Source organism: Weissella sp. DD23 (assembly GCF_001579105.1).
GTDB classification, from domain to species: Bacteria; Bacillota; Bacilli; order Lactobacillales; family Lactobacillaceae; genus Weissella; species Weissella cibaria.
Genome location: NZ_KQ970390.1, coordinates 363073 through 365332, shown reverse-complemented (window position 1 = coordinate 365332; position 2260 = coordinate 363073). Strand labels below are relative to the sequence as shown.

Here is a 2260-nt window from a genome sequence, read left to right as displayed (position 1 = left end):
CACGTCGATTTAGATGGGGTATTCTTGGGGACTAAAATTGCTGTGCAACACTTTTTGAAGCACAATAAGCAAGGTAGCATTCTAAACACGTCGTCAATTCACGACATTATTCCTTGGCCTACCTATGCGTCTTACGCAACGGCTAAAGCTGGCGTGCTGATGTTTACTAAAACAACGGCTTTGGAATATGCTGAGCAAGGTATTCGGATTAACGCGATTTCACCAGGTGCCCTAGAAACGCCGATCAATGCACAACGATTTGCAGATCCTGCCGTCCGGGCCGACACGGAAAGTATGATTCCAATGAAGAAAGTCGGGGACCCGGTTGATGTTGCGAATGCGGCGGTTTGGTTAATTTCAAACGAAGCTTCTTACATTACTGGTACAACACTTTATATCGATGGGGGAATTACCCTCTATAATGAATTCCAAGGTGGTCGTGGCTAACGTCATGGTCGATTGGTTGATGCTAACCGTGACTTTTGAATTGGTCACGGTTTTTTCGTTATTTTTAACCGATTAAGCAAATTTTTGGTACACTTAAAATAATACGGCCGGTTAGTCTTATGCCTTAATTTAGAGGAGGGGTAACCGATTGCCACATGATAATTTATTCAGATTGGGGATTGTGCCATGGCAGAACAAACAATGGCCACGCGAGTGATTGAAAAAATTCGACTTCGCGATTTCATCATCTTTACAATTGGAACCAGCATGTATGGTTGGGGACTAGTTAACGTTAATATTCCAAGTCACTTGGCGGAGGGTGGTGTGACCGGAATTACGCTGATTTTTAGAGCGCTATTCCATATTAACCCGGCTCTATCAACCTTGTTCTTTAATATTCCCCTGTTGTTGCTCGGTTTACGAATGTTAGGGAAGCGGGCCTTGATTTATACATTGTACGGTATTATTGGCTTGTCATTTTGGCTGTGGTTCTGGCAACTGTATCCCATGCATTTAGATCTGCACCATGATTTGCTTATTTCAGCCATTTTAGCCGGTTTCTTTGGTGGCCTTGGTTCTGGTTTGATTTATCGTTTTGGTGGCACAACGGGCGGAACAGACGTTATTGCGCGTATCCTGGAACAAAAGTTAAACATTCCGATGGGAAAAACGTTATTTGCATTAGATGTGGTGGTCCTAACAGTGTCACTAGTCTACATTAATGTGGTGGAAATGATGTACACACTGATTGCGGCGTTTGTATTCGCCCAGCTTGTTAATTTTACCCAAAAGGGCGCCTATGCAGCGCGGGCATTCCTGATTTTCACCAATTACCCCGAAGAAATTTCGCATGCTATCATGCAAGAGCTTGAACGGGGCACGTCACTGTTGCATGCAGAGGGTGGCTTTACGCATAACGAACGGAAAGTTGTCTATGCTGTCGTCGATCCCTCAGAGATGAACATTGTGCGTCGGCTAATCAATGATATTGACCCGCAAGCCTTTGTGACTGTGATGGATACACAGGAGACATTCGGTGAAGGTTTCAGTTACGCGCAGCCTAAGAAGCGCCGGTTCAACCTTCTACCTTAAACTAAAACGACGAGGTAACCTCAAATGGGTTATCTCGTCGTTTTAGTTAACTCGCACAACAACAATTATAGGTTTGCGTGTTGTGCATCAGTCATTTCTGTTGCAATCCGTGCCATCTCAGGTACTGATTCATGCATCCCCGTGGCAATCCAGCGAATAGCTAGTGCCAACATCCCAGATGCCGTAAAGTCAGAAACATAATCGATAGATGTCGAATGGTTTGCTTGGCTGCGGAACAATTCTGCATACAACCCATGCAAAATATCGCGCAAAGGTGGGTAAAATTGCTCTCGTAATCCGGCGTTCAACAAAACGGCAATCGCCATTCCGTTTGCTTGGATAAAGCCAAAGAAGGCACTCGCAATTTGTTCACTTTCCAAAGGCAGAGCAGCAGCTTCCTTCGCAAAGTCATCTGTTAGTTGTTCAACAATAGTCTTGATGACCGCTTCCTTTGTGCCAAAGTGGCGATAGAAAGCCATCCGTGACACGCCTGCCATGCGGGTAATTTCAGTAACCGCAAGTTGGTCATAGGACTGGCTTTGCAACAAAGTCAGCGTTGCATCAATGATTTGATCGTCAGTCTGCTGACGAATACTCTCCGTTAACATGTTCTTCATGCTTCCAATATACCGACTTTTAAGGTTGAACGGGGTGGGTTATCGATAATCGCAAGCTGACCTTTAACGCCTTTAACAATCATTTAACTTTGCCACTGAAATTT

At 44.6% G+C, this 2260-nt stretch carries 3 protein-coding genes; 2 read left to right on the top strand and 1 reads right to left on the bottom strand.

Translation table 11 applies throughout. The annotated features are described in order from the left end of the window. Both WEIDD23_RS01755 and WEIDD23_RS01750 read left to right on the top strand, forming a co-directional pair. A partial coding sequence (locus tag WEIDD23_RS01755; RefSeq protein ID WP_156469548.1) for an SDR family oxidoreductase occupies positions 1-447 on the top strand: 447 nt, incomplete at its 5' end. Between the two features lie 186 nt (positions 448-633). Further along, on the top strand, positions 634-1539 hold the full coding sequence (locus WEIDD23_RS01750) for a YitT family protein (RefSeq protein ID WP_010374300.1): 906 nt from the start codon (positions 634-636) through the stop codon (positions 1537-1539). Positions 1540-1604: 65 nt separating this feature from the next. On the opposite strand, the gene WEIDD23_RS01745 is transcribed toward WEIDD23_RS01750, so the two are convergent. Beyond that, positions 1605-2156, bottom strand: coding sequence for a TetR/AcrR family transcriptional regulator (locus tag WEIDD23_RS01745; protein ID WP_029237510.1), 552 nt, complete (start codon positions 2154-2156; stop codon positions 1605-1607). Positions 2157-2260: the final 104 nt, after the last annotated feature.

Excerpts from the sequence above, each read along its gene's own strand:
- WEIDD23_RS01750 (WP_010374300.1), top strand. The coding sequence starts at position 634 with ATGGCAGAACAAACAATGGCCACGCGAGTGATTGAAAAAATTCGACTT.
- WEIDD23_RS01745 (WP_029237510.1), bottom strand. The coding sequence starts at position 2,156 with ATGAAGAACATGTTAACGGAGAGTATTCGTCAGCAGACTGACGATCAA.